The following is a 22,518-nucleotide window of genomic DNA, read 5'->3' as shown; positions in this document are numbered from 1 at the left end:
TTCTTCCTCTAATTGATAGACAGCAACCCAAACTGATCTGAATAAACCAGCGATTGGTTATCCCTATCAGGTATTGTGATTTCTCCAAACCGCCTGGATTTTATTTTCATGATTTGCTCTTCTTGGTTTTGGTTTTCCACGTTATCTAATTCAAAAAGTTTGCGTAGCGCAGTTTCATAGTCTCTTTCCAGCCATAACTTTGTACGCATCTCGTCTGCCATTGGCACAGCCCTAACGATGTTGTTCATATCTTCGCGAGGAATAAACTCGCCTCGCTCGGTCTTCTCACAAAATACCGCCCCATCCTCTTGCCAAACCAAATACAACGTAATGTCCGGGCTGCTTTCGCGAAACCGGTTCAACTGTTGCGGCAAGGCCGTTAGCCACCAGCATTCCGTCAGCCATGCCTGTAAACACTGCGGGCCTTTCTCTGCGTATTGGGTCAGGCTGTTATTCATGGCCTGATGTTCAAGGTCTGCCAATTGCTGCTTGGGACGCAAGGTTTCCGGCTGTTGAATGCGGGGAACGGCATTGATCCCTGTATTTAAAACAGTCTCATCGACTAATTGGCTCAGGTCGTGGGAAGCCAGTCTCAGGCTTTTTAAAGTCTCGTACCCTGGACGACAATAGGCCGGCCTGCCGTCTTTGCGCAAGGCTCTGAGGTTATATTGCATGACGGCAATATTCGGCTGTTCGACACCGGTTTGCCGATGTCGCCGGACGCGTCCCGATAACTGGATAATTGAACGGTAAGAGGACGGTTCGACGATTGCCCAATCAAAATCGTGGTCCCGGCCGACTTCTTCGACCGGCGTTGCCACCAGGATAAACAAAACATGACTCGCATCTGTGGTATCCAGGTGATTTCTAATAATGGGGTTATTAAAAGCCGCAGGCATTTCGCCCGGCTGTTCTTTGCGTTTTAGCACTTGATCCAGGTGCTTTTCCTGTTCGTGGCGGAGTAACAGCACTTGGCGGCTGTGGTAAGCCATGACTTTAGGCGCAAAATCAGTGTCCCAATCGGCTTGTAACAGGTATTGGCTTAATTCGATGCAGGGCGGAATGTTCGCCATGCGCACCAAACCGAACGACACTTTTTTGCCTGTTGTGCCGTCAATAGTATGATGCTGTTGATGCAACTGGCTGGCGACGTATTTGATTCTGTCGAAATACTGTTGCTGGATGGATTCTTGGGCGGCTTTTTCGGCAAACAAATCATCGCAACGCACAATATAAGCCTTCCGCCTGACGGCTTGCTTGTGGAGATCGCCCACCCGTTTGCCGATAAATTGCCGGTGAAAGGCTTGGTACTGCCTGCTGCGGGCTAATGAATCGTTTTTATCGAGACTTTGAACCAGTGTGCCGAATTCATCGACCCAGGCGCAGGCTATGTGCGGATGCGCTTGTTTAAAGTGGCTGTGCAAACTCCAGCCTTCTTGGTAGGCATTAAAAAAACCTTCCGCCAGGGCGGGCGGTATCGTCGCCGAGGAAATCATTACTTTACGGCCCAGCATTCCGGCTAAGTGAATTAAGCGGCCGATGGCGATCAAGTCCTTGCCGTCAAAATCATCGACTTCATCAATGACTAAATCGGAAGACAGCAATCTGAGGCAAGGCAAAATATATTTACCGCCCCGTGTCGTTTCTGTGGCGGCAATAATATGGTCGATGGTGCAAGCCAAAACCGGTTTGTATAAAAACGCTTTGTGTTTTTCGGCGAGTTTGGGGTTGTATTTGGGAATAACGGCATCCAGAAAATCGGCGGTGGGTGCGTTTGCGTAATCCAACTCTTCATCCAGCAGCAATTCCAGCGACTCCGAACCTGAGTCTTCATAACCGGGTTGTTCATCGGTTTGTTTGGCTTTTTCGTGTAGTTCCTTGACGGCCGACGAGCCGATTAAAACGGCCAGTTCATCGCTTTTTAAAGCGATCCGGTCGCGGTATTCGTCTCCTGTTTGCAAGGTCAAAGTGCGCAAGCCAAGCGCCAGAATGTAACGCAAGCTTTCGCCGTCGTCGGATAAGGCCCGCATGATTTTGGCGTTGGCAATGGTCTTGCCGCATCCGGTACTGGCCATGTTGACTACAAACCAGCCATAGCCTTTGTCGTTAAAGGGTTCATGTTGGCTTTTGAAACGGATAAGGTTTTCAACCGCTTTGTCTTGCCATTCATAACCTTTAGGACTTTTTTGTTTCAAGCTCTTAATGTCATAAGCGGTTTCCATTTCTGATGTGAAGCGGGACAGGGTTTGGCTGACTTTCAACGCTTGGCCGCTAACATGTACCAAATGTTCATCGAGTTTTTGTTTTAACCCCTGCTTATCGGTGTTGGCGTACAGGGTAAGGGTACTGCTCCAGTATTGGTCGGCAGAGCAAGATGAATAGTAGTGATCACCCAACATCAAGCAAAGCCGAGCGTGGTGCAACAGCAACCGGTAAGCGCCATTTTCAAGGAGTTGCTGTATTTGCGGTTGGGCTTGCAGCAGCTTGGCTGACCATTTTTTTACTTGCTTTAGCCAAGGCGCCGATTGGCTGAGCAAGCCTTCCGGAAACTCGAAACAGGCTTTTAAACGGTCTTGATAATCAGCGTCATTGATTCCGTTTTGATAGCCCCAATTGGCGCCGATGCTTTTGAGCATGCTTTGTAAGTCTGTTTTAGGGTCGCCGTGACGGTCTTTAAGATTTTCTTCTTTTAGTAAACAAGGCAAACGATGGTGGGTCACAATTAACCAGCCCACTAATTGAGCAATGGGAGGCAGGTCTTCTAAAGGCCTAATTTGATCGAATTTGCATGGCTTGCTGGCAATAAAAGTTTTGAAGCCATGATCATCAAAGTTACCGCTTGCCAAAAGCTGTAGCCAGCCCTCATCGGTATTACCCGATTGCTGGACAAGCGCATTTAATAACAAGCACGAAATCCATTCATGACGTAGAGGATCGCCTTGTTTGGTGGATTTTTTGAGCTTGTTTTGAAATAGCGCAGTGGCTTTGCCCCAGTCATGCAGTAATGCAGCTACGGCAGCCAAAGCTTTGATCAATGGCAAGTAAGTCCAATTATTTTCATACCGACTATTCATGATGTTTTTTTGTGTGCTATTCACCGGCACAATCCCTTCGGCATTAAAACACTTGCGATTCCCCACAATCCAAACCAACTCACTCCGGCTTCTGGAGCGTATCCAGTGGCAAGCCACGGCGGTATTCTTGGTAGCGGTTTTGCGTAACAGGGTTTTGACGGCGATCAAACCGTCTTCGGTGATGATGGTTTGCCAAGTGTTGTCGCCGATGCGGTTGGCGAAGGCATCCAAAACGCGGCGGGTGCGGTTAAGAGCTTTTTTTTCGCATTGGCTGACAAAGGTGACCATCATGCCCAGTCATCCCGCATTGCTTGTTGCTTTACCTGTTCAAACATAAAGTCCAACGCTTTATGCTCGGTGAATTTTTGCAAAATTTGCTGGCGAAACTCCTGTTCGGTGGCTTTTTCTTTGGCGCTGATAAAGGCCCAGGGCAGGACGATGGCATCTTTGATCAGGTCGGCGACATCGAACACTAAGGCTCCGCGCCGGGTTTTGCCGTGCATGACGGCGAAACCGTGCGGGATGCCCAGCACCCAAAGCGTGGTGGCGGCTAATCCGTAGGCCAAATAGTTGCCGTGGTTTAAAAAGCCGTTGGCAAGATCGGTGGCTTCGCGTTCGCGGACAAAGTCGCCCAGTTGAGTGGCTTTGGCGGCGTAGCGGTACAGTTGTTTGGTGAGCAAAGCTTCCCGCTGCAACAGATCCCCGACTTTTAAGGCGCTTTGGACTTGAGCGGTATAGCCAGTTAAGGCGGAGCTGATTTCCAGGTCAGCCGCTAAAAAATTCTCGGCTTTTAAATCGCGGTCTTTTTCCCAGATGCGTTGTAAATAACCGACCCGTGCTTGCTGAAAGGTTTTGGCGACATTAAGCCGTTTGGCTTCATCAAACCAGAAGCCCAGCCATGATTGCACGTATTCGGTGGGGCGGTACTCGCTTTGTGGGGTAAGCCATTCTATTTCGCTGCCGGAGAACAGCGGCGAACTTCCGCCGCCACAAAAGCCAACTAACACTCCGGCACTCGCGAGCATGCGCATAGCTGCCTGGGTGATGGAGGTGCCGGTGCCTAATAGGATGACGGTGGTATTGGCAATGGGGATATTCCAGTAGTAATTTTGCTCTTTGGCTTCTGTCAGATAGAGTACGCGGCCATCCTTTTGCATGACCCGGCATTTTTCCAAATAGTAGATGTTCGCGCGTTTTGAATGCAGTATGGCTTTTAAATCAGTTAATTGTTCCATAATCCTACGGTAGTTGATCTTTCTTGAGCCAATGCAATCGGCATTGTGTTCTTTTATCGTTTTATGGGTAGTGGGGAAAACGCCGTTATTTTTTAGAGTTACAATTTGCCGGTTTCACTGAGTTGTTTTTCACGTTTAGCCAGCTTTTCATCATGCTCGGCTTTTTTTCTTACGCATAACGCGCCTTCGCGCGGGACTGGATTGCCTGCTTGGCTTTGGCAATCAATGCTAGAAGGTCTGGCGCCGCTTGAGTTTTTTGGTGCGGCCATGTTTTCGGGAAGCGGTGTGTTATCGGTTGCTTCAGCCAGTTTCATCAAGGTGTCGATTTTCTGTTTGAATCGGGCTTCAAGCTGAATGGCGTAATTCCAACTCAGGGTTTTATATTTGCCGTCCAGGCTTGCTGTGTGCAGTTTAAACAGAGGAATTGGGTGGTCATTTTTGTTTTTAATTCAGTGTTTTACACTGTTAAATCCGACAGGCTCCTAGTATTTGCTTTTGTTTTTAAGATCAAGCGCCGCGCCATGCAGGGCTTTGGCGAAAGTGGGATGCGCATGGATGATTCTGGCCAGGTCTTCGCTACTGGCGGAAAATTCCATCGCCAACACGGCTTCAGCAATCATTTCGGAAGCTTGTGCGCCAATAATATGAATGCCGAGCAGGGCATCGGTTTGTGCATGCGCGATAATTTTTACCATGCCATCTGTTTGGCCTGAAGCTTGGGCGCGAGCAGTGGACTCTAACGGAAATGTACCCACCTTAATGGATTCGCCCATCCCTCTTAACGCTTGTTCGGTTTGGCCTACCCAGGCAATTTCCGGATCGGTAAAAACCACGCTGGGCAAAAGATCGTAATTGACAGGGTTATGACGACCGGCAATTTGTTCGGCGACAAACAGGCCTTCTTCTACGCCTTTATGGGCAATCATGGGCCCGAGCAAGGTTAGGTCGCCTATTGCGTAAACGCCGGGCAGGGTGGTGCGGCAGTTTTCATCGACGTGAACATAGCCGTTTTCATCGAGCAATAAATCGGCTTCCGCAGCAGCCAGATTTTCGGTATTGGGTTTTCGACCGGATGAGACAATCAGTTTATCGACACGCAGGGCATGAGTGCCTTCACTATCCTGGTATTCTACAGTGACTTTCTTGCCGCTTTTTTTGGCTGAAATAACCCGTGCGCCCAAGCGCAGCTCCAGCCCTTGCTTGCTGTAAATCCGGTAGGCTTCCCGCGAAATTTGCTGGTCGGCCAGGCTTAAGAATGATTCCTGCGCTTCCAGCAGAATGGTTTCAGCGCCGAGTCTGTTCCAAATGCCTGCCAGTTCGAGACCTATAATGCCCGCCCCGATAATAGCCAGTCTCTTGGGGACTGCATCGAGATTCAAAGCCTTACTGGTATCAATAATAAACTCGTTATCTATCGGTGCGCAGGACAGATCGATAGGGGAGGAGCCTGTGGCCAGGATAATATGCTTGGCTTCGATGACCGATACAGACGAATGGTCGGCCGGCGTGATTTCCACCAGTCGCTCATTGAGCAGTTTGGCCTCTGCCTGAATGCAGGTAACTTTATGATGAGCAAACGCATCAGCGATTTGTTGGCTGAGTGCGCCAATAATATTGTTTTTCCGCTGCATCATCTGAGCAATATCCACGGAAACGGTTTCGACTTGAATGCCGTGTTCTTTCAGGTTTTCAGAAATCGACTGATAAATCTTTGCCGATTCCAGCAGAGCGATAGACGCGACGCATCCGGCGTTGAGATAAGTGCCGCCCAGACTGCTCCGGCCTTTTTTGTCATGCCAGTTATCGATACAAGCGGTTTTTAAGCCTAACTGGGCGCACCGGATGGCGCTGGAATAGCCCGCTGGTCCTGCGCCGATGACAATTACGTCAAACGACAGCATGGATGCCGGGGGCGGGCTGGGAACAATTGCTGATTTTTTTGCCATCGTCTTATATGTTAAGCAACAGGTGAGCGGGCGATTCCAGGCATTCTTTGATGGTGACTAAAAACTGCACGGCTTCGCGGCCGTCAACCAGTCGATGATCGTACGATAAAGCCAGATACATGATCGGCCTGATAACGATCTGGCCGTTTTCAACCACCGGTCGCTCCTTGATGGCATGCATGCCCAAGATGGCGCATTGCGGCGGATTGAGTATCGGTGTGGACAGCATGGAGCCGAAAATGCCGCCGTTGGTAATGGTGAAAGTGCCGCCTTTCAAGTCATCGTAAGTTAAGGTGCCGGATCGGGTCTTTGCGCCGAAATCGACGATGCTTTGTTCGATGCCGGCAAAATCGAGTTGATCCGCATCGCGCAGTACCGGCACGATCAGGCCGCGTTCGGTACTGACCGCTATGCCGATGTCATAGTAGCCGTGATAGATAATATCGTTGTCGTCAATGGAGGCGTTGATGGCCGGGAAGCGTTTTAAAGCCTCGATGGACGCCTTGACGAAAAACGACATAAAGCCCAGTTTGACGTGGTGCTTTTTCTCAAAGCGCTCCTTGTACTGGTTGCGAAGATCGATCACGTTCTGCATGTTGACTTCATTGAACGTGGTCAGCATCGCTGCATTTTGCTGGGCTTGCAGCAGGCGCTCGGCAACTTTGGCCCTGAGCCGGGTCATCGGAACACGCTGTTCCGGTCGCAGGTTTGAAATTCCACGACTTTCAGCCTCGTCTTTTGATACAGCGGGAGATGGGGCGGGTTTTTCGGTTTCTTTGGGCGCTTCCTGCTGGGCTTTGTCGGACGGGACTATCAGCTGAGCTTCCTGCAAGGTTTTTTTGTGCAAATAATCCATGACATCGGTTTTTGTCAGACGACCATCTTTTCCAGTGCCTTTAATAATGGAAGGGTCCAGCGCATTTTCAGCAATTAACCGGCGCACCGAAGGGCTTAGCGGAATGTTCGCTTCTTCCTCTTCATCAGGTTCGGGGCTGGTCTCCGTTGTTTTTTGGCCTTCTGCTACGGCTTGAGGCTCCAGCAAAGCCAGTATCTCGCCGCCGACTACAACGGCACCGTCTTCCTTAAGTATTTTACTAAGGACGCCGGATTCCGGGGCAGGAACTTCAAGCACCACTTTGTCCGTTTCAAGGTCGACGAGGTTTTCATTCTTGATAACGGTATCGCCGGGCTGTTTATGCCAAGTGATCAGTGTTGCATCGGAAACGGATTCGGGTAGATTGGGAACTAGGACTTCAATACTCATGTTATTTTCCTGAAAGTTTGCCGTAAAGTGCCGAGTGAACGACTGCTTTTTGTTGTTCTATATGGACTCGGAAATTACCGACAGCCGGCGCGGCCGATGCTTCTCGTCCGGCATAAGTCATGCTGATTCTGGAGCCGAGATTATCGTTAAAGTGATGCCTTGATTGATACCAGGCGCCTTGATTTTGGGGCTCTTCCTGACACCAGATAAATTCTTTGAGCTGCGGGTATTTTCCGACTTCCGCCTTAAATAATTCTTCGGGAAAAGGATAGAGTTGCTCGATGCGGGCAATGGCGACATGTTTGAGGTCGTCCTGACGCCGGGCTTCCAACAGGTCGTAATAGACTTTGCCCGCACACATGACAAGACGCGTCACTTTCTTGGGATTGATATCGTCCTGCTCGCCAATGACCGGCAGGAATTGGCCGTCAGTCAAGTCTTCCAGTGTCGAAACCGCCAGTTTATGACGCAGCAAGCTCTTGGGGCTCATGATGATCAACGGTTTTCGATACGGGCGCAGCATCTGGCGGCGCAGCAGATGAAATATTTGCGCAGGCGTCGTCGGGCTGCAAACCTGCATATTATGTTCGGCACACAGTTGCAGATAACGTTCCAGACGGGCGGAGGAGTGTTCCGGCCCCTGGCCTTCAAAACCGTGCGGCAGAAGCATCACCAGGTTGCACATGCGTCCCCATTTAGTTTCGCCGGAACTGATGAATTGGTCGATAACCACTTGCGCGCCATTGGCAAAATCGCCGAATTGCGCTTCCCAGATGACCAGGGTATTCGGCATTGTCGTGCTGTAACCGTATTCGAAACCCAACACGCCCGCTTCGGAAAGCAGCGAGTCGAATATCTGCGCGATGCCCTGGTCTTTGTCCAAATGTTTAAGCGGCGTATAGGTTTTATTATGCAGTTGGTTATGCAAAACGGCATGACGATGCACAAAGGTGCCGCGCCCGACATCCTGCCCGGTCAAGCGAATATTATATTTTTCCATCAACAGCGTGGCGTAAGCCATGTTTTCGGCAAAACCCCAGTCCAGCGGCATGGCTCCGGCCGCCATTTTACGGCGGTTGTCCATGACCTTGGCGACTCTTGAGTGCATTTCAAAACCGGTTGGCAAGCGCTGCATCCTGTCGTTGCAATAGCGCAGGCGATCTATGGAAACCGAGGTGTTGCAGGGCGATTTCCAGTTTGTGCCCAGAAATTTATTCCATTGATTAGTGTACTGGTAAGGGCCGTCGGCCAGGATAGGCCGGGAAACAACTTCGCCGGCTTCCAATAATTTTTGATAATTTTGTTCCAGCTCGGAAGCCTGTTTATCAGTGACCAGCCCGGCTTTAATAAGCTGCTCGGCATAAATTTTCCGAGTAGTCTTCAGTTTGCGGATTTTTTTGTACATCAAGGGCTGGGTCGCTGAAGGTTCGTCAGCTTCATTATGCCCCAGCCTGCGATAGCAAATAAGGTCGATGACCACATCCTTGTTAAAGGTCATCCGGTAATCGATCGCCAGTTTGGTGACAAAGATAACGGCTTCGGGATCGTCGCCATTAACATGAAAAACCGGCGCCTGGATCATGCTGGCCACATCGGTGCAATAGAGTGTTGAACGCGCGTCTTTGGGATTGCTGGTGGTAAAACCGATTTGGTTGTTGATCACAATATGCACGGTGCCGCCGGTAGTAAAAGCGCGGGTTTGCGACATATTCAAGGTTTCCATGACAATGCCTTGCCCGGAAAAAGCCGCATCGCCATGAATTAGAATCGGGATGACTGTGTTTTTGCCGTTTTTTCCTGCCCTGTCCTGACGGGCCTTGACCGAACCCTCGACAACCGGATTGATGATTTCCAAATGTGAAGGGTTGAATGCCAGCGTGATATGTACAGGGCCGCCGGGTGTACCGATGTCGGATGAAAAACCCATGTGATATTTTACATCGCCGGTACTGACACCCGGAGAAAGCGGCGAAGTGCCGGCAAATTCATTAAACAGGCTGGCAGGACTCTTGCCGAGAATGTTGACCAGTACATTTAACCGGCCTCGATGGGCCATGCCGATCACAATCTCTTGAACACCTTTTGTACCGAGTCCTTGAATTAATTCGTCCAGAATCGGAATCAGCGATTCGCCGCCTTCCAGGGAAAAACGTTTTTGGCCGACGAAGCGATTGTGCAAATAGTTTTCTATGCCTTCAGCGGCAGTCAGTAACTTTAGCAACTCCTGTTTTTTTTCAGGCTCCAGCTCCAAGTTGTGTTTTGAGCTTTCCAAGCGGTTAATTATCCAGCGCCTGATTTGGGTATCGACTATATGCATGTATTCAGAGCCGATACTGCCGCAGTAAATTTCCTGCAAATTGGCGATAATATCGCGTAGAGGCAGCCGCTCAGTGCCATAAAGCGCGCCGGTGTCGAACAGGGTGTCCATGTCAGGTTCGGAAAGACCGTAATAAGCGGGGTCCATATCCGGAGGAGGGGGCGTGCTTTTGCCCAAGGGATTGTTGGCGGCAATCTGGTGGCCGCGAACCCGGTAGTGGTTAATAAGCCGGGCAACAGCCGACTGCTTTTTTACGCTTTCTTCGGTAAAGCCTTGCAACTTCGCCAATCGGCCTTGGGATTTAAGCGCGAGCTGCGCAAAACGATCTACGACAGGGCTATGAGGTGTCTCAAAATCCGCGCCATCGTGAATTTCGCTGAATTTATTCTGCCAGCTGGGCTCGACTGAGTCAGGGTCTTCCAGGAACCGTTCATACAAGTCCTCAACAAAACCGGCGTTGCTACCATAGAGAGAAGAAGAATCTTGAAAAAGTTTAAGCAGCTTACTCATCGTGAATGTCCAATTTATTCTGTAAGGATTTTGTCTTTATCTGAACTCTTAAGTAGCATAGTACCAAGATTTAACGCATTCGCTGACTAAAATATGCGATATTGAACCTAGAAAGACAACCCATAGTTTTCACCCAAAGCACGGTCCATATGATTTTATGACAGACAAAAGAAACATTGTAATTAAAGTTAAATATCCGGTACCCGGAAAAGAAGTAGAAAACTTTACGCCCAAAATGGTAACCGAGTGGAATATTAAAAGAATATTACTTGCCGCCGGCGTGCTGGTTTTTATTCTAGCGATGCTGTTTTATGTTATTAATAAATATCCGCAAGAAAACGATCCTGATAATGCAGAGCTTGCAATTAATACTATCCAAGAAAAGGAAACGCCGCCGGTTGAAGTTAAAGAGCCTGAAATAAAAAACCAGGAAATATCCCAACCAATAGTTGCTAAAACTAACGCCAAAATTAAGCCGGAAAACGAATCCTCTAAGAAAAATAAGCCAATTTCCAATACTGCGGTTAAACAGGAGGTAAAAAAACGATCTTCTAAAAAAGTTATTAAAGACCTTGGGTATTCAAAGCTTAATCATAATGTGACAAGGGCAGTGCTGACCTACGGTATTAACAACAAAGAACCTACAGGCGAAATAGCGAAAGCTGTGAATGTTGGTAAAAAAAATCCGACATGGGTTTATTATTTCACTGAATTAAAATCAATGAATGGCAATAAGGTTTACCATGAATGGTTGAAAAATGGTGTGCTTGATTCCAAACGGGAGTTGATTATATCGGGTGACGCTTGGCGGACATCAAGCCGCAAGTTACTGGCCGACTCTGCAAAAGGTAATTGGACTGTAAGGTTAGTTGATGAGCATGGACAAGTATTAAATGAAAAGTCTTTTAAGGTTGATTAATGCTGTACGTTATATATCTAATATATTTATAATTAGGATAATGGTATAGTTAATATAGCTTTTTCTTATTTTAAGGACTCAAAATGACCGAATATCAAAATCTTTCTGAACATGAACTGCAAGCCGTTATTGAAAATGCAGAAAAAGCATTAAAAAATAAACAGGCTAATAAACGCAAAGAAGTTATAGCTCAGATTAAAGAATTGGCGGCATCCATTGATGTATCTGTAGAAATACATGAACCTGAGAAGGCGTCTACTCGCAAAGGCTCAAAGGTTGCTATTAAATATCGTCATCCTGATGATCTTAACAAAACCTGGACGGGTCGCGGAGTGGCACCCAAGTGGATGCAAGAATTACTGAGCGCGGGGCATGATCGCTCCGAGTTTGAAGTGTAGCGTTTGCAATATATCCAACAATATACGATGAAACGCATCGAGCGTTTCATCGTGCGCATAAAACCCCTGCATAAGCCGCTGTAAAAACGCGCGAAATTCTATCCGCATACAGCACATCTAAACTGACTCCAGCGAATTTCTTGCCTGGCTTCGATGACATAATCGTTTAGTAAATGGCTATGGCTTTACTGTCTATTTCAATTACCTGAAACCACTATTTTACTTTTCAGATTTACGGATAGTGTTGTTTCCGGTTGATGCTTTTCTACCGATGAGCTTGAGATAAGTGCGGTACCGTACAGACAGCAACGTACTGCCGGACATACTCTTTATCTACCTTATATAGAGCAAATACTTTCAAGCGGGCGTAATTATTATTCAAATAGTCTCCGCCGCTTATCGATATCTAGTTAAGGAGAAAAAACGATTAAATAGCTTACGAGCCGACAGAAACGGTATCAGTTGCTTTTATGCATCAGCTAAAACAGGTTTTTATATGGCGGGGATAAATTAATGACCTTAATTCAAATAATCTTCACCTTATCGTTGTTGGCAGTGTTGCCGCTTGCATTCTCTTTGCCAAACGAAAAACTTGAAAAAACCTTTGTCTGGTGGAGTGCTGCCAAGAGAATCCGCAAATGCAAGCTAATGTATTAAAGTCATACGCCTTTATGGAATTGACGGCCTTGGCCATATTGGCTTTGTTGGCGTTTTGCTATGCCGAAATTGCAGGCATCTTTTCGCGTCATATGATTATACATATCGCGCTGATGACTGTTGCAGCACCGGCTTTGGCAAGCTTGCTGCTAAAGAGGCGGCACTCATCTACCCAACCTTCCAGTGTTTCAACCCTGTTCGCGGCAATCGCCATACAAACGACTTTGTTGTTTGCATGGCATTCTCCGCCTGGCATCGGTCTGGCGATGGACGGCCATGCCGGTGCCTTATTCATGCAGGCAACGCTGCTTTTGTCAGCTTTGTGGTTTTGGCTGGCTGTATTCAATCAGACCGGCAAACATTTGTGGCGTGGAGTCTTTGCCCTGTTGTTGACCGGCAAGCTGTTTTGCTTGATGGCTATATTATTGGTATTTGCACCGCGTGTGCTTTACGGCATGTCGGCCGCCAATATGCCTATGACGATTGAGCTGGCCGACCAACAGTTCGCCGGACTGCTGATGGTTACCGTTTGCCCCCTTACTTATGTGCTCGCTGCGGTTGTGCTGATTTGCCGTTGGTTCCAGACGCTGTGTGATTCGCAAAGTGATGCTGCACTATCGGCAGCCTGCCCGGAAAGCAGTTCATGTCAAAACCGGTAAAAAGGCTTTTACGTAAACTTCTTCCATGGACGCCTGCACTTTTAGCCGGAGGCATTGTGCTGGTTCTGGCTATCGCATATTCCGGCATTTTCAACATCGCAGCCAGTGCAGGACATCCGGCGTGGCTTGAGTGGCTTTTAATGCTGGGCAAGGAACGTTCGGTTATTGTCAACAGCAAGCCTGTTGATGTCCCGGAACTGGATTTTGCCGAGCTGGTGCCGCTCGGCGCTGCGCACTTTCAAGGTGGATGCGCTACTTGCCACAGAATGCCAGGACAATTGCTCAATCCGGTCTATGACCAAATGCTGCCGCCGCCTCCTGATCTGACGATTCATGCGCCAATGTGGACACGTGAACAACTGTTCTGGATGGTGCGCAATGGCATCCAATTCACCGGCATGCCGTCTTGGAGCGGGCATGATCGCGATGACGAAGTTTGGGCGGTAGTTGCGTTTCTGGAGGTGTTGCCGTCGATGAAGAAAGAGGATTACCTGAAATATGCAAACGGTAACGTCAGCGATAAAATTAAAGTTAAAAACTATCCCGCTAGCCGGTTAGCAAGTGAGGGCAGGCCCAGGATTAATCCCAACGCATGTGATCGTTGCCATGACACCGGTGATTCGCCGCCGACAAGCCCTTACGTGCCTCGCCTTGGCGGTCAGGATAATGCTTATTTGAAACGGGCATTACACGAATATCATAGCGATCTGCGACAAAGCGGCTTTATGGAGCCTATTGCTGTCGAACTCGATGATGAACATATTAATAGCTTGGCGAACTATTACGCATCGTTAACGGTTCCTGCTGCTAAAACCGCCCAGAGTCCGCCCTTGACAGGGTTCGAGCTGGGTCGGCAGCTGGTGGAACATGGCGACCTGTCGCGCAAGATTCCGGCTTGCCTGTCATGCCACGGAGCTAATAAACGTTCGGATTATCCTCGTCTTGCCGGACAATCCGAGCAATATATCAGGCAGCAATTGCAGGTTTTGCAACGAGGCGTCCGCGCAAAAACACCGCACGGCGCGATTATGACCGCCATTGCGCAGCGCTTGACCGAGCAGCAGGCAGAAGCCGCGGCAGCCTTTTTCGCGAACCAATCACCGGCTGGACTGAAAGCAGAAGAGGGCTTGCGACAATGAGACCCGCCATTAATAGTTTTCACAAAACATTTTGCGTTATGGCCCTGCTGTCCATAACAAGCTGTGACGGTCAGCAATCGGTATTTACAGATTTAGGCCCGGTTTCATCGCAGATTACGCTGCTGATGTGGATCATGTTTATCGGGGCGGCTTTGATAACGGTTTTTATATGCGTGTTGATGGCGGTTTCAATAGCCGGTCCTACCGGTTGGCGGCAAAAACTTACTACTGAGAAAAATATTATTTGGGGAGGAATTGTTTTTCCGGTAGTGACTTTAACCGCTCTTTTGATTTACGGTTTTATGGTTTTTAAAGCCGGAGGCACATTGGCGCAAGCCGAAAATCCTGTGCGTATTTCTGTGGTAGGGGAGCAATGGTGGTGGCGGGTTATCTATCGACACGGCGACGGCCGGATTACGGAAAGCGCCAATGAATTGCGCATTCCTACAGGCCGGCCTATTGAAATCGAGCTATCGACAGCGGATGTGATTCACAGCTTCTGGATACCCGCGTACGCGGGCAAGGTCGACATGATTCCGGGGCGCACCAATCTCCTGCATTTTGTTGCCGACAAGCCAGGCATCGTGACTGGACAATGCGCAGAATATTGCGGCGGTGCGCACGCGCTGATGTCGTTTTATACCGTGGCGATGACGCCTTCCGACTACGATGCCTGGCTCGCCAAAGAACGGGCGAACGCTAAGCCTGCACTGGATAGCCAAGGCGAGCAGGTTTTTTTATCCAGTGGATGTGGTGGTTGCCATACGGTTCGAGGCACTCAGGCGAACGGGAAAATAGGGCCGGATTTAACTCATGCCGGCAGCAGGCAGTCGCTCGGTGCGGGCATTCTACCCAATACGACGGAAGGCTTTGCCAAGTGGATTAGTCAGCACAAAACCATTAAACCGGACAACTTGATGCCGCCTTTTGATATTTTTTCTGAAAGCGAGCTTCAGTCCTTGTCGGCTTACCTAAACAGCCTGGAGTAATCGCGATGTTTAATGCTGATGAATCTAGCCTGGCTGGTAACCTGATGATATTTACAGCGGCGGCTTGTGCGGTGTGGATCGCTGGCACAAAAATCACTGCCTATGCCGATGAGCTGGCTGAGCGCTTTGAGCTTAGCCATGCGCTGCTCGGTCTGCTGCTGCTCGCAGGAATTACTTCGCTGCCGGAAATTGCGACCAGTTTTACTGCGGCTCACGCCGATCATGCTCCGCTGGCCGTCAATAATATGCTCGGAGGGATCGCAATGCAGGTGGCGGTACTGGCTGTCGCCGACTTTTTTTTCGGCGAGCGGGCTTTGACTTCAGTGGTTCCTAATCCTGTGGTCATGTTGCAAAGCGCATTTAATATTTGCCTGTTAACCTTTGTCGCCATGGCGATCATTGTCGGCGACGTTCCGTTTTTAGGTGCCGGGGTTTGGTCGTGGGGAATATTCGCGGCTTGCGCATACAGTTTTATCAAAATCAGTAAAGCCGAGCAGCGTCTACCGTGGGTTATCAACAATCCCGACGATATGGTGTTTGGCAGTAGCGATAGAGGAAAGAACGCGCGGTCTCTTGAAGGCGATAGTTCGGTTTGGCTGATCTCGAAAATAGTCATCAGTGCTCTGGTCATCCTGTTTGCGGGTTATACCTTGGCGACTGTCGGAGATGTCATTGCCCGGCAAAGCGGATTAGGGGAGTCATTTGTCGGATTTGCCTTGATGTCAGCCGCAACATCGTTGCCGGAAGCGAGCATGGTGTTCGCCAGTGTGCGTCGCGGCCTCTACACCATGGCTATATCCGGGATTTTGGGCACCAATCCTTTCAACGTGGCGCTAATATTCGGCGTTGACATGATAGCGCCTGGAGCACCGGTGTTATCTGACATGGGCGATTTTTCCGCAATCGGTACGCTGCTGGGTTTAGCCGTCACCGGCTTTTTTTTAATGGGGCTGATAGAGCGTGCCGACCGGACAATTTGGCGTATGGGCGTGGACTCAGCGGCGGTTCTTATCGTTTATACCGGCGGCATGGTTTTGCTTTATTCGATAAGGGGGAGTTAGTGAAAAAAATAACCGAACAAGAGGCCGCTCTACCTAATTCTTTACCGCGCCCCGAAGGTGAAGAGGAACAACTGCTGCGCATTTGGTATGCCCCGACCGGGTGGAGGTGGTTTACAGCGGTCAACAACACAACGGTGGGCTTGCTTTATCTTGGCGCCGCCTTTGTGTTTTTTGTTCTCGCCGGTTTGGTCGCTTTAGTGATGCGCACGCAATTGGCCGTACCGGAGAATCATCTGGTCAGCCAGGATTTATACAACCAGCTTTTTACGGTACACGGCACGACCATGATGTTCCTGTTCGCGGTACCGGCCATGGAGGCATTGGGAGTGTTGCTGCTGCCGCAAATGCTGGCGGCCAGGGATTTACCGTTTCCGCGATTGAGCGCGTTTGCCATTTGGGCTTATATCATTGGCGGCGGGGTATTTTTCAGCACCATCTTTTACGACCTGGCACCCAAAGGCGGCTGGTTTATGTATCCGCCTTTGACATTGACCGAGTACTCTCCAGGCGATAACGCCGATTTCTGGCTTCTGGGCATAGGGTTTATTGAAATCTCGGCCATCGCCGGGGCGATTGAGATTATTGTCGGCATTTTGCGGACCCGGCCGCCGGGGATGAGCCTCGATAAATTGCCTATTTTCGGCTGGTCCATGCTGGTCTTCGCCGGCATGATTGTGGTGGCGTTTCCGGCGGTAATTCTCGCAACGATGTTTTTGGAAATCGAGCGCTCTTTTAGCTGGCCTTTTTTTACGGCTGCGGGCGGCGGCGATCCGTTGCTATGGCAACATCTGTTCTGGTTTTTCGGTCATCCGGAAGTGTACATTATCTTCCTGCCGGCGGCCGGTCTGGTCTCGATGATTGTGCCGACCATGGCGCGCACCCCTCTGGTCGGTTACAAGCTGATTGTCGTCGCGTTGATTGCCACCGGTTTTTTCAGTTTCGGCTTGTGGGTGCATCATATGTTCGCGACCGGCATTCCTTCCCTCAGCCTGGCCTTTTTCTCTGCGGCGAGCATGGCCGTAGCGGTGCCGTCCGGTATCCAGGTTTTTGCCTGGATCGCTACCATCGCCTCGGCCAAGGGCCGGTTTCAGTTGAATACCCCGTCGCTTTTCGTGCTGGGTATGCTGTTTATTTTTACTGTCGGCGGGCTGACCGGCGTGATGGTCGCGATGGTGCCGTTCGATTGGCAGGCGCACGATACGCATTTTATCGTCGCTCATCTGCATTACGTCTTAGTAGGCGGCATGGTATTTCCGCTGTTTGCCACCTTTTATTATTGGGCGCCGATGGTCAGTACGCGCATGCTGTCCGAGCGGCTCGGGAAGTGGTCTTTCTGGCTGATGTTTATCGGCTTTAACCTGACTTTCCTGCACATGCATATTACCGGGCTGATCGGCATGCCGCGCCGTGTGTGGACATATTCGGAGGCATCGGGGTGGGGGCCTTATAACTTTGTATCGACGGTGGGCGCTTATATCATCGGTGCCGGAGTGCTGGTTTTTATCATCGACATGATGCGCAACTTTCGGGTCGGAAAGCACGGCATGAGCAATCCCTGGCAAGCCGGAACCCTTGAATGGCTGCCTACGGATGTGTATTCGACCCGCTCCATTCCCCATGTGACCAGCCTCGAGCCCCTGTGGGACCAACCCAACCTGGCGGAGCAGGTCGAGGCGGGACAGCATTATTTGCCCAATGCTCCAACCGGCTGGCGAGAAACCATTGTCACCTCACCCATTGAAGCCAAACCGCAATATGTCATTCAAATGCTGGGGCCAGGCTGGATGCATTTTTTCGCCGCTGTTTTTACCGCCGCCTGTTTTCTTTTGCTGACTATCAAGGTGGTTGTGCCTGCGCTGGTTTGCGGTGTGCTGGCTATTGTTTGCTTTCTGGTTTGGGCGTGGGAACTCGACAAAGGCCCTGCCAAGGGACCAATAGATATCGGCGCAGGGTTTAAGCTTCCGGTGTATGTGACCGGCCCGGTCGGTCATGGTTGGTGGGCAATGGTTATCCTGATGCTCGTCGCCGGCTCGCTTTATTTCGCCTATTTATTTTCTTATCTATACACATGGACGGTATCGCCTGGGGTTTGGCCCTCCGATGCGGCGAGCCTGCCCCGATTGCAGTGGCCGGTCGTCAGTGCAGTGCTGTTTATTGCCAGCGCCGCATTTTTTGCTGTCGCAAAGGGGACACTCCCGGAACCGGGTGAAAAGAGTTTATTGACGCCGCTGCTGGTATTGCTCGGCGCGCTATTGGGCGTATTTGCAGTGTACATGGAAATCTGGTGCCAATGGCAGACGGGGCTCCGTCCCACAGAATCAAGCTATGGGGCATTGGTGTATATGGCCGGTGTTTTAGACGGCGAGCTGATTTTTGCGGTGCTGATGATGTCGCTGTTCGTTATCGCACGGCATTTTACCGGTAAGCTGGACCGGGTGCGTTTTGCCAGCCTGGAAAACACTAATTTGCTGATTTATTACACTGTAGTTCAAGCACTTATTGGTATTTTTATGATTCACGGCTTTCCGAGAATGATTTAATTATGGCAACATCAAAGCAAGTATTTTCTGATAAATTTATCGGCATAGCGCTGCTCTCTCTAGCCGGTCCTTTGATTTGGGTAGTGCATTTTGCTGTTGTGTACGGGGTTCAACATGTTGCCTGTGTCGCACTCCTTAACAACGCCGATTTTTGGGTGGCGACTTCTATTATTGTGATGACGGTTGTGGCGCTGCTGGCGTTGTTGGCGTTAATCTTCAAACCTGATATTTTGCAGCGTCTGAGCAGAAACCGGATTCAAGAAGAACGCATCATAGTATTTTTATCGGGAGTTATGCGTACGTTGGCGTTTTTATCTATTTTGGGCGTTTTATGGTCAGGAATTTCTTTATTTTTTCTACCCGCATGCGGTTCAGTCACGTAAACCGGAATATTCACATTGCTCGATGAATGGTTGAGCTGTTCATCACGCTAATTTTTGTTAAGCTTCTCATGGATTAATTGCAGTCTTTTTTCGATACAATCTTCCTTTAGGACAAGCAACAGCTTGCTCCTTCTTTGCCCACCCTTCGTTAAAATTGCTTGGCTGTCGTGTCACCTCTCATGTCCATAAAGACTTGATTTTCATTACGGTAATATCTCTTCGCCGGTGGGCTAAATACCCAGTGCAATATTGCCCGCGCGGCATATTTTTTCTGCAATTAAAACACCCATTTAAAAATACGGAAATTGCTTGGTATTATGATATAGTTATTTTAATGAGAATGATTACTGATAACTTTTAGGTCGGTGGTTTTTTAATGCATTTTATTTCAATGGTCAATTTATGACATTAAGCCTAAAAAATTTGGCGGCAGGCGATTTGGGAAAGATTGTTGGCTTTGACCAATCAGGCAAAGCTTACCGAAAACGTTTGTTGGCTATGGGCTTAACGCCGGGAACCGTGTTTAGTGTGACCCGTTTTGCCCCGATGGGGGATCCGGTTGAAATTAAATTGCGTGGATTTTCGTTAACCCTGCGTAAGGATGAAGCGGCAATATTGTTGATAGAGAAACTCTGATGAAAACTGATTTTACAGTTGGCGTTGTCGGCAATCCAAATTGTGGCAAGACGACATTGTTTAATGCGCTGACCGGTGCCAAACAGCATGTGGGTAACTGGCCCGGCGTTACGGTCGAGAAAAAAACCGGAGAATACAGCTCCGATCATCAACGGGTCGACTTGGTTGATCTTCCGGGCACTTATTCTCTGGAAGCCGCCGACGACCAAGTTTCCTTGGATGAAAAAGTCGCCCGTGATTATGTCGCTTCCAAGCAGGCCGATTTAATCATCAACATTGTCGATGCTTCCAATTTGGAGCGAAACCTGTATTTGACCTCGCAACTTATTGAGATGCGGGTGCCGATGATTTTAGTGCTGAACATGATGGATGCCGTTAAACAGCGCGGCATTAAAATTGATGTTGAGTTTCTTGAGCAGTTTTTAGGCTGTCCTGTTATCCCGATTACTGCCTCAGTCAAGGGCGGCATCGGCACATTAAAGTCGGCAATTAACAGTGCTGCGATCACCAAGCCGATACCTTCGGTAAAAATCAGTTATACCTCGGCGCTGGAGCAAGCTATCGATGATATTTCACCGTTGCTGGTTGAGACCGCTCAACAGCATCACTGTGACCTGCGCTGGCTGGCCATACGCTTGCTGGAAGACGACACGCTGGCAAAACAGTTTGCCGGAACCGCCTTGTTGCCGACAGCTACGCAATTACAGCGCAGGGTGGAAGACCAAACGGATGATGAAATCGATATCCTTGCCGCCGATGCCCGTTATGGCTTTGTCAATGAACTGACTAGTAGCGCAGTCTGCAAACTACATGAAGTGAGCCGTCACACGACCGATAAAATCGATACTATTGTCTTGAACCGTTTCTTGGGCATCCCGGTTTTCCTGCTGGTTATGTACGCGATGTTTATGTTTACCATCAATATCGGTAGCGCCTTTGTCGATTTTTTCGACCAAGCCGTCGGTGCCTTATTGGTTGATGGCTTAAGTCAAGCGCTCACCGGTTTGAGTTGGCCCGAATGGCTGGTTGTATTAATCACCAAGGGAGTAGGGGGCGGCATTCAGGTGGTCGCTACCTTTATCCCCATCGTCGGTTTTTTGTTTTTGTTTTTATCGGCGCTGGAAGATTCCGGGTACATGTCCAGGGCGGCATTCGTGATGGACCGGTTTATGCGCATGATCGGCTTGCCCGGCAAGTCGTTTGTGCCGATGATTGTCGGTTTCGGTTGTAATGTGCCGGCGATTATGGCGACGCGGACGCTGGAAAGCCAGCGCGACCGGATATTGACCAACCTGATGAACCCGTTCATGTCCTGCGGTGCCAGACTGCCGGTTTATGCCTTATTTGCCGCCGCATTTTTTCCGGTCGGCGGCCAGAATCTGGTCTTTGGCTTGTATTTATTGGGCATCGCGATCGCGGTATTGACCGGTTTAATCATGCGCCATACCTTGTTTAAAGGCGAATCGACTCCCTTTATTATGGAATTGCCTGCCTACCACATGCCGACCCTGCGCGGCGTTTTTATCAGAACCTGGGACCGGCTCAAGTCGTTTTTGTTCAATGCAGGGAAGGTGATAGTACCGATGGTGTTAGTACTGAACTTTCTTAATGCACTGGGCACAGACGGTACGTTCGGACAGGAAAACAGCAACAAATCGGTCTTAAGCGAGATCGGCCGCAGCCTGACACCGGCGTTTAAACCGATGGGCATAGAAAAAGACAACTGGCCGGCAACGGTAGGCATTTTTACCGGCGTGTTAGCCAAAGAAGCGGTGGTGGGAACCTTGGACGCTTTATACAGCCAGCTTGCAGCGACCGATAGCACTGATAAAGCGCCGTTTAATCTTGAGCAGGCTTTAACCGATGCTTGTTTAACTGTGCCTAAGAACCTGCGAGACGTCGCGGACAAGCTGGTGGACCCCTTAGGCCTGAATATTGGTTCCGTGGATGATGTAGCGGCGGCAGCCAGTGAGCAGGAAGTCAATGCCGGCACCTTTGCCGCGATGCAGCAAAGCTTCGACGGCAAGGCCGGGGCTTTCGCCTATTTGCTGTTTATCTTGCTGTATGCACCTTGCGTTGCGGCAACGGCGGCCATCTACCGGGAAACCAACTTGAACTGGACTATGTTTGTAGTCTTCTGGACAACCGGCATTGCTTACATGACCGCAACTGTTTTTTATCAAGCGATGACCTATAGCTTGCATCCCGAGTATTCCTTGGTTTGGATAGCCGGCCCCATCTTTGCGTTTTTAACCGTATTGTTTGGACTGTGGCTGCTAGGCAAAAATGCGGATGTAACAGGCTTGAAGCAAAGCCGGGAGTCTTTAAGTGATCCTGTCTGATTTGAGAGATTATTTAAAGAAACAGCGCCGGGTAGCCTTGGCGGATCTGACCAATCACTTTGACATGGATGCTGACGCCTTGAGGGGCATGCTGGGCAAATGGATCAGCAAAGGTAAAGTGCGTAAACTCCCTTTAACATCCTCTTGCGGCACAAGCTGCTGTCAATGCGATACAGCTTTGACGGAGATTTATGAATGGGTTGATGAGTGAACAGCTTGGAATGCTATATATTCGCTTAACGGTTACCAAAATGCCGCATTTATAGTGTCAGAGTTGATCCAACGGGCTTAACACACCCCTGCCGCCTTTATTCAATACATGGGTATAAATCATTGTTGTGGAGACATCGCTATGCCCCAACAATTCCTGCACCGTACGGATGTCGTAACCCGCTTCCAGCAAATGTGTCGCAAATGAATGCCGCAAGGTATGCGGCGTGGCCGGTTTG

Annotated in this window: 18 protein-coding genes; 11 read left to right on the top strand and 7 right to left on the bottom strand. The window is 49.4% G+C overall.

Going from position 1 to position 22,518, the window contains the following annotated elements:
- Positions 1–8: 8 nt before the first annotated feature.
- The 6 genes from cas3f to M0R47_RS05030 form a co-directional block, all read right to left on the bottom strand.
- The gene (cas3f, locus tag M0R47_RS05055) at positions 9–3,365 is read right to left on the bottom strand and encodes a type I-F CRISPR-associated helicase Cas3f (protein WP_292551197.1); all 3,357 of its coding nucleotides are present in this window, start codon (positions 3,363–3,365) and stop codon (positions 9–11) included.
- Positions 3,362–4,309, bottom strand: a complete 948-nt coding sequence (cas1f, locus tag M0R47_RS05050) for a type I-F CRISPR-associated endonuclease Cas1f (protein ID WP_292551194.1) — start codon at positions 4,307–4,309, stop codon at positions 3,362–3,364. The genes cas3f and cas1f overlap by 4 nt, the downstream gene beginning before the upstream one ends.
- A gap of 98 nt (positions 4,310–4,407) precedes the next feature.
- Positions 4,408–4,623, bottom strand: coding sequence for a hypothetical protein (locus M0R47_RS05045; RefSeq protein WP_292551191.1), 216 nt, complete (start codon positions 4,621–4,623; stop codon positions 4,408–4,410).
- 168 nt (positions 4,624–4,791) lie between these two features.
- Positions 4,792–6,255, bottom strand: coding sequence for a dihydrolipoyl dehydrogenase (lpdA, locus tag M0R47_RS05040; RefSeq protein ID WP_292551188.1), 1,464 nt, complete (start codon positions 6,253–6,255; stop codon positions 4,792–4,794).
- Positions 6,256–6,259: 4 nt separating this feature from the next.
- A complete protein-coding gene (gene odhB, locus M0R47_RS05035; protein WP_292551185.1) occupies positions 6,260–7,519 on the bottom strand; it encodes a 2-oxoglutarate dehydrogenase complex dihydrolipoyllysine-residue succinyltransferase in 1,260 nt (419 codons plus the stop codon).
- 1 nt (position 7,520) lies between these two features.
- On the bottom strand, positions 7,521–10,346 hold the full coding sequence (locus M0R47_RS05030) for a 2-oxoglutarate dehydrogenase E1 component (RefSeq protein WP_292551182.1): 2,826 nt from the start codon (positions 10,344–10,346) through the stop codon (positions 7,521–7,523).
- A gap of 157 nt (positions 10,347–10,503) precedes the next feature.
- On the opposite strand from M0R47_RS05030, the gene M0R47_RS05025 reads away from it, so the two are divergent.
- The 11 genes from M0R47_RS05025 to M0R47_RS04975 all read left to right on the top strand — a co-directional run bounded on the left by M0R47_RS05025 (position 10,504) and on the right by M0R47_RS04975 (position 22,280).
- A complete protein-coding gene (locus M0R47_RS05025; protein WP_292551179.1) occupies positions 10,504–11,265 on the top strand; it encodes a DUF2914 domain-containing protein in 762 nt (253 codons plus the stop codon).
- An 83-nt stretch (positions 11,266–11,348) separates the two neighbouring features.
- Entirely contained in the window at positions 11,349–11,663 is a 315-nt protein-coding gene (locus M0R47_RS05020) for an H-NS histone family protein (RefSeq protein WP_292551176.1), read from the top strand.
- A 638-nt stretch (positions 11,664–12,301) separates the two neighbouring features.
- Positions 12,302–12,979, top strand: coding sequence for a cytochrome c oxidase assembly protein (locus M0R47_RS05015; RefSeq protein WP_292551173.1), 678 nt, complete (start codon positions 12,302–12,304; stop codon positions 12,977–12,979).
- Entirely contained in the window at positions 12,964–14,118 is a 1,155-nt protein-coding gene (locus tag M0R47_RS05010) for a c-type cytochrome (RefSeq protein ID WP_292551170.1), read from the top strand. The genes M0R47_RS05015 and M0R47_RS05010 overlap by 16 nt, the downstream gene beginning before the upstream one ends.
- Positions 14,115–15,107 carry a cytochrome c oxidase subunit II gene (gene coxB, locus M0R47_RS05005; protein ID WP_292551167.1) on the top strand — a complete coding sequence of 331 codons (993 nt, stop codon included), beginning with the start codon at positions 14,115–14,117 and terminating at the stop codon, positions 15,105–15,107. Before M0R47_RS05010 ends, coxB begins: the two co-directional genes overlap by 4 nt.
- A gap of 5 nt (positions 15,108–15,112) precedes the next feature.
- On the top strand, positions 15,113–16,168 hold the full coding sequence (locus tag M0R47_RS05000; RefSeq protein WP_292551164.1) for a sodium:calcium antiporter: 1,056 nt from the start codon (positions 15,113–15,115) through the stop codon (positions 16,166–16,168).
- Positions 16,168–18,708, top strand: coding sequence for a cytochrome c oxidase subunit I (gene ctaD / locus M0R47_RS04995; RefSeq protein ID WP_292551161.1), 2,541 nt, complete (start codon positions 16,168–16,170; stop codon positions 18,706–18,708). Before M0R47_RS05000 ends, ctaD begins: the two co-directional genes overlap by 1 nt.
- A 2-nt stretch (positions 18,709–18,710) precedes the next feature.
- Positions 18,711–19,091 (top strand): hypothetical protein, encoded by a 381-nt coding sequence (locus M0R47_RS04990; protein WP_292551158.1) that lies wholly within the window; start codon positions 18,711–18,713, stop codon positions 19,089–19,091.
- 402 nt (positions 19,092–19,493) lie between these two features.
- Positions 19,494–19,727, top strand: coding sequence for a FeoA family protein (locus tag M0R47_RS04985; RefSeq protein WP_292551155.1), 234 nt, complete (start codon positions 19,494–19,496; stop codon positions 19,725–19,727).
- Positions 19,727–22,069 (top strand): Fe(2+) transporter permease subunit FeoB, encoded by a 2,343-nt coding sequence (feoB, locus tag M0R47_RS04980; protein ID WP_292551152.1) that lies wholly within the window; start codon positions 19,727–19,729, stop codon positions 22,067–22,069. The genes M0R47_RS04985 and feoB overlap by 1 nt, the downstream gene beginning before the upstream one ends.
- Positions 22,056–22,280, top strand: coding sequence for a FeoC-like transcriptional regulator (locus M0R47_RS04975; protein ID WP_292551149.1), 225 nt, complete (start codon positions 22,056–22,058; stop codon positions 22,278–22,280). The genes feoB and M0R47_RS04975 overlap by 14 nt, the downstream gene beginning before the upstream one ends.
- A gap of 57 nt (positions 22,281–22,337) precedes the next feature.
- Here M0R47_RS04975 and M0R47_RS04970 read toward each other — a convergent pair.
- Positions 22,338–22,518, bottom strand: a 181-nt coding sequence (locus M0R47_RS04970) for a tyrosine-type recombinase/integrase (RefSeq protein WP_292551147.1), incomplete at its 5' end; no start/stop codon positions are given.

The sequence above is a fragment of the Methylobacter sp. genome (assembly GCF_023227905.1).
GTDB lineage: Bacteria > Pseudomonadota > Gammaproteobacteria > Methylococcales > Methylomonadaceae > Methylobacter_A.
Note: the sequence above shows the minus strand (reverse complement) of the source record. Positions and strands in the feature narration are given on the sequence as shown.